The following is a 5,129-nucleotide window of genomic DNA, read 5'->3' as shown; positions in this document are numbered from 1 at the left end:
CCCAAACAAAAACGGCACCCCCCCCCCCTCGCCCGGGTGTTCTTTTTTTTCGAACAAAAACCGCCCCCCCCCGGGGGGTGGTTGCTCTGTTTTCCCCCAAAAACGCCGCGGGCCAGGTCAGATGTCGCGGGTGGCGATGTGGGCGTTGATCTCGCCCAACGCTTCCTGGTAGGCGGGCACCGGGTGCATCGTGGCGGCCAGCCTGATCTGGGCGCGCGCCTCGTTCAGGCGGCCCAGGCGCTGCAGCGTTCGGCCCAGCACCAAGCGCGCGTAGTGGTCCGACGGATCGAACTCCAGCACGCGCAGGAACGCCCGTTCTGCACGGCGCAGCTGGGCCGAGAAGTAGTAGGCCCGCCCGAGCAGCAGCTGCACGCTCGGCTTGTCGGCGGCGACGTCGAGCACGGGTTCTAGGACGCGGATGGCTTCCAATGGACGGCGTTGCGCGAGCAGTTCCTCCGCTCGGCGGAACGCTTCGACGGTGCCTTCGGTCGTCATGGCGGGGACAACGTTACGTGTCGATCGGCTGTTCCGAGACGTCCGTCCGGATGGTCTTCCGGTGTCTTCGATGCGAACGCGGGCCGAACGCCGGCTTGCCGATCGGGGGCGAAATGTCCGGCCGGGGACGAAGGCGAGCGAGCCTGCGGCGGCGGCTCTACCGGCCCGGTTAGGCTCGTAGGCGGTCGTCGGGCGTTCGGCCGATTCGCTGCGTGCGGGAACGCCGGGGCGGCCCGCTTCGTCCATAGTTCAAAGGCTGGTTAGGAGCACACGTGGCGATCATCGAGCAGGTAGGCGCCCGCGAGATCCTGGACTCCCGCGGGAATCCCACCGTCGAGGTCGAAGTGGCATTGGAGGACGGCACGCTGACCCGCGCTGCGGTCCCCTCGGGTGCCTCGACCGGCGAGCACGAAGCCGTCGAGCTGCGCGACGGCGACGCCGGCCGCTACGGCGGCAAGGGCGTTGAGAACGCAGTCGCGGCGGTGCTGGACGAGATCGGCCCGGAGCTGGCCGGGCTGGACGCCACCGAGCAGCGCGTCGTCGACCAGAAGCTGGTCGACCTGGACGGCACGCCGGACAAGTCCCGGCTCGGCGCCAACGCGATCCTCGGCGTCTCGCTGGCGGTGGCCAAGGCCGCCGCGGAGACCTCCGGGCTGGAGCTGTTCCGCTACGTCGGCGGCCCGAACGCGCACGTGCTGCCGGTGCCGATGATGAACATCCTCAACGGTGGTGCGCACGCCGACACCGGCGTCGACATCCAGGAGTTCATGATCGCGCCGATCGGCGCGGACACCTTCTCCGAGGCGCTGCGCTGGGGCACCGAGACCTACCACGCGCTGAAGTCGGTGCTGAAGGCCAAGGGCCTGGCCACCGGCCTGGGCGACGAGGGCGGCTTCGCCCCGGACCTGCCGAACAACCGCGAGGCGCTGGACCTGATCGCCTCGGCGGTGGAGAAGGCCGGCTACAAGCTGGGCCGCGACATCGTGCTGGCCCTGGACGTCGCCGCGACCGAGTTCTTCAGCGAGGGCACCTACAACTTCGAGGGCTCCAAGCGCACCGCCGAGCAGATGGCGGCGTACTACCAGGAACTGCTCGGCGCCTACCCGCTGGTGTCCATCGAGGACCCGCTGGCCGAGGACGACTGGGACGGCTGGGTGAGCCTGACCGAGCAGGTCGGCGACCAGGTGCAGCTGGTCGGCGACGACCTGTTCGTCACCAACCCGGAGCGCCTCGAGGACGGCATCAGCCGGGGCGCGGCGAACGCGCTGCTGGTCAAGGTCAACCAGATCGGCACGCTGTCGGAGACCCTGGACGCGGTCAGCCTGGCCACCTCGTGCGGCTACAAGAGCATGATGAGCCACCGCTCCGGCGAGACCGAGGACACCACCATCGCCGACCTGGCGGTGGCCACCGGCTGCGGCCAGATCAAGACCGGTGCCCCGGCCCGCAGCGAGCGAGTCGCCAAGTACAACCAGCTGCTGCGCATCGAGGAAGCCCTCGGTGACGCGGCCCGCTACGCGGGCGAGCTGGCCTTCCCGCGGTTCACCCCGGAGAGCTGAGCCATGCCGGTCGGGCGCGCATCCGATCCACAGCGGCGAAACCGCCGGGGGGACTCCCCGGCGGAGCGCCGCAGTGAGCGCGCCCGCCGGGACGGGACCAAGACCTCGGGCCGGAGACCGGGGCGGCCGACGCCGACCCGGTCCCGCCCGAAGTCCAGCACCGGGGGAGCGTTCAAGCTCTCCTCGACCAGGCGGGCCGCCGGCCTGGCGATGCTGGTCTGCGTGATGGCGCTGAGCGTGTCGGTGCCGCTGCGCACCTACCTGAGCCAGCGCGCGGAGCTGGCGGCGCAGGAACAGCAGCAGATCGAGCTGTCCCGGCAGGTCCAGGAACTGGAGCAGCGCAAGGAGGAGCTCTCCGACCCGGCGCAGCTGGAAGCGGAAGCGCGGGCCCGGCTGGGCTACGTCCGGCCGGGCGAGACGCCGTACATCGTGGAGGTGCCGGCCGCGCCGCCACCGCCGCCCCCGGTCACGTCCTCCGACGACGGCGTGCCGTGGTACGAAGAACTCTGGAATTCGGTGATGGGAAAGGGATCTTGACGGTGAACTCGGGCGTGCCGGCGATCAGCGATGCGGATCGGGAGTGCATCCGGCGGCAGCTCGGTCGGCCGCCGCGCGGGCTGCACGCGATCGCGGCGCGGGACACGGCCGGAGATCCCACGGTGGTGCAGACCTGGCCCCGGCTGGAGGACGGCACCCCGTTCCCGACGCTGTACTACCTGACCGCGCCGCAGCTGGTGTCGCACGCCTCCACCTTCGAGGCCGAAGGCCTGATGCGGGAGATGGCCGACCGGCTCACCGCCGACCCGGACCTGGCGGAGCGCTACCGCCGGGCGCACGAGTCCTACCTCGCGGAGCGCAACGCGCTCGAATCGCTGGGCACCGAGGTCAGCGCGGGCGGCATGCCGGACCGGGTCAAGTGCCTCCACGTGCACATCGCCCACGCCCTGGCGAAGGGCCCCGGGGTGAACCCGTTCGGCGACGAGGCGGTCGACCTGATCGCCGAACGCTGGCCCGAACACCGCTACCTGCTCAACCGCTGACCCGCCCCGGCGGCCCGGCTCGGAGGTACCCCGGAGATCCGACGGCTCGGGGGTGCCCCGGAGATCCGGCGGCTCGGGGGTGCCCCGGAGGTCCGCCGGTCCGGCGATCCGGAGTGCCGACGGTCCGGAGGTCCGCAATTTCAATGGAAATCAGAGGTTCGATTTCCATTGAAATTGCGGGAGTTGTCCACAGGCGTCGGCGTGTCGGGGTGCGACACGCCGATGATCCGCAAGTTCCATTGAAATCGAACCTTCGATTTCAATGGAACTTGGAGCGTCATCGCATCGGAGCGATCCGGTCGAGGAGGGCGCGGGCGCCCGGGATCGACGTCGCACCGAAGGTGCGCCCCGCGGCGCCGAGCCGCGTAGTGGCGAACGCCTCCGCGACGTGCGACGGCGCGTAGCGCAGGAGCAGCGACGCCTGGAGCGTCAGCGACAGGAGCTCCGCGAGGCCGCGCGCCCGTTCGGGCGCCGGCGCGGCGAGCTCGCCGCGGAGCGTGCGCAGCGCAGCGTCGTAGTCGGCGTGGCCGCCGGAGGCGGCTTCGAGCTCCGCGAGGACGGCGTCCAGTGTGGACGGTTGTTTTTCCAGGGCACGCAGGAGGTCCAGGGCGGTCACGTTGCCCGAGCCTTCCCAGATCGAGCTCAGCGGCGCTTCCCGGTACAGGCGCGGCATTCCCGATTCTTCGACGTAACCGTTGCCGCCCAGGCATTCCAGCGCTTCCGCCACCACCGCGGGGGCTCGCTTGCAGACGTAGTACTTCGCCGCCGGTAGCGCCAGGCGCAGCAGGTCGTTCTCGCCCTGCTCGACCGCCGCCGCCAGGCGCATCGCCAGCGTCGTCGCCGCTTCCGATTCCAGCGCCAGGTCCGCCACCACGTTCTGCATCAGCGGCTGGTCCGCGAGCCGGTGGCCGAACGCGCTGCGGTGCCGCACGTGGTGGGCCGCCTCCGACAGGGCGATCCGGACGTTCGCCGCCGAGCCGAGCACGCAGTCGAGCCTGGTCATCGACACCATCTCGATGATGCAGCGGACCCCGCGCCCCTCCTCCCCGATCAGGTGGCCCAGCGCTCCCGCGTACTCGATCTCGGCCGATGCGTTGGACTTGTTGCCCAGCTTGTCCTTCAGCCGCTGCAGGCGGATCTCGTTGAGGGTGCCGTCCGGCAGCACTCGCGGCACCAGGAAGCAGCTCAGCCCGCCGGGCGCCTGCGCCAGGGTCAGGAACAGGTCGTTCATCGGCGCCGAGGTGAACCACTTGTGCCCGACGAGCCGGTAGGTGCCGTCCGCGAGGGGCTCGGCGGTGGTGGTGTTGGCCCGCACGTCCGAGCCGCCCTGCTTCTCCGTCATCGACATGCCCGCCAGCAGCGCCGACTTCTCGTGCGGCGGGCGCAGCCCGAACTCGTAGGCGGAAGCCGCCAGCTTCGGCTCGTACTCGCCGGCCAGCCCCGGTGCGTACCGCAGCGCGGGCACGGCGGAGTACGTCATGGAGATCGGGCAGCCGTGCCCGGCCTCGACCTGCGACCAGAGGTAGAAACCCGCCGCGCGGCGCAGGTGCGCGCCCGGTCCCAGCGACCACGGCGCCGCGTGCAGGCCGTGGTCGATCGCGCGCGACATCAGCCAGTGCCAGGACGGGTGGAAGTCGACCTCGTCGACCCGGTTGCCGTAGCGGTCGTGGGTGCGCAGCACCGGCGGGTGCTCGTTGGCCAGCCGACCGTGCTCGCGTGCCTCGGCCGAGCCAGCCTCCAGTGCCAGCGCGGTGAGATCGCCGACGGCGTAGCGGGTGAGCGCCGCGCCCAGGGCCGGGTCGCAGGCGAGCGGGTCGAACCCGGCCAGCGGCGGCGGCTGGTTGGCCACGCGGTGGGTGGTGAACGCGGTCGGCTCGTCGATGAGCGTCATGCTCGGAGAGTAGGCGCAAACCCCCTCCGGGCAGCACGGGTTCGGGTGATCCTAATCAGTTCTGGGAGTGAGCCATCCGGCAAACTCCTGTTGGTAGCCGGCCGGTAGGTGAGCACTTCGTTTTCCTGGACGTTCGAGTCCTGC

At 70.8% G+C, this 5,129-nt stretch carries 5 protein-coding genes; 3 read left to right on the top strand and 2 right to left on the bottom strand.

Features of this window, described 5'->3' with window-relative positions; translation table 11 throughout:
- Positions 1-117: 117 nt before the first annotated feature.
- Positions 118-495 carry a tetratricopeptide repeat protein gene (locus AC07EQ_RS35165; RefSeq protein WP_132488620.1) on the bottom strand — a complete coding sequence of 126 codons (378 nt, stop codon included), beginning with the start codon at positions 493-495 and terminating at the stop codon, positions 118-120.
- A 272-nt stretch (positions 496-767) separates the two neighbouring features.
- Between AC07EQ_RS35165 and eno the strand changes: the two genes are divergently transcribed.
- Genes eno through AC07EQ_RS35150 form a run of 3 tightly spaced genes read left to right on the top strand, consistent with a single transcriptional unit; the run spans position 768 to position 3,094 of the window.
- On the top strand, positions 768-2,054 hold the full coding sequence (gene eno / locus AC07EQ_RS35160; RefSeq protein ID WP_478392138.1) for a phosphopyruvate hydratase: 1,287 nt from the start codon (positions 768-770) through the stop codon (positions 2,052-2,054).
- A gap of 3 nt (positions 2,055-2,057) precedes the next feature.
- Entirely contained in the window at positions 2,058-2,591 is a 534-nt protein-coding gene (locus AC07EQ_RS35155) for an FtsB family cell division protein (RefSeq protein WP_478392137.1), read from the top strand.
- 2 nt (positions 2,592-2,593) lie between these two features.
- Positions 2,594-3,094, top strand: a complete 501-nt coding sequence (locus AC07EQ_RS35150) for a DUF501 domain-containing protein (protein ID WP_478392208.1) — start codon at positions 2,594-2,596, stop codon at positions 3,092-3,094.
- Positions 3,095-3,371: 277 nt separating this feature from the next.
- On the opposite strand, the gene AC07EQ_RS35145 is transcribed toward AC07EQ_RS35150, so the two are convergent.
- Positions 3,372-4,985, bottom strand: a complete 1,614-nt coding sequence (locus tag AC07EQ_RS35145; RefSeq protein ID WP_478392136.1) for an acyl-CoA dehydrogenase family protein — start codon at positions 4,983-4,985, stop codon at positions 3,372-3,374.
- Positions 4,986-5,129: the final 144 nt, after the last annotated feature.

The organism is Saccharopolyspora sp. NPDC045839 (assembly GCF_056431645.1).
Note: the sequence above shows the minus strand (reverse complement) of the source record. Positions and strands in the feature narration are given on the sequence as shown.

Excerpts from the sequence above, each read along its gene's own strand:
- AC07EQ_RS35165 (WP_132488620.1), bottom strand. The coding sequence starts at position 495 with ATGACGACCGAAGGCACCGTCGAAGCGTTCCGCCGAGCGGAGGAACTG.
- AC07EQ_RS35145 (WP_478392136.1), bottom strand. The coding sequence starts at position 4,985 with ATGACGCTCATCGACGAGCCGACCGCGTTCACCACCCACCGCGTGGCC.
- AC07EQ_RS35155 (WP_478392137.1), top strand. The coding sequence starts at position 2,058 with ATGCCGGTCGGGCGCGCATCCGATCCACAGCGGCGAAACCGCCGGGGG.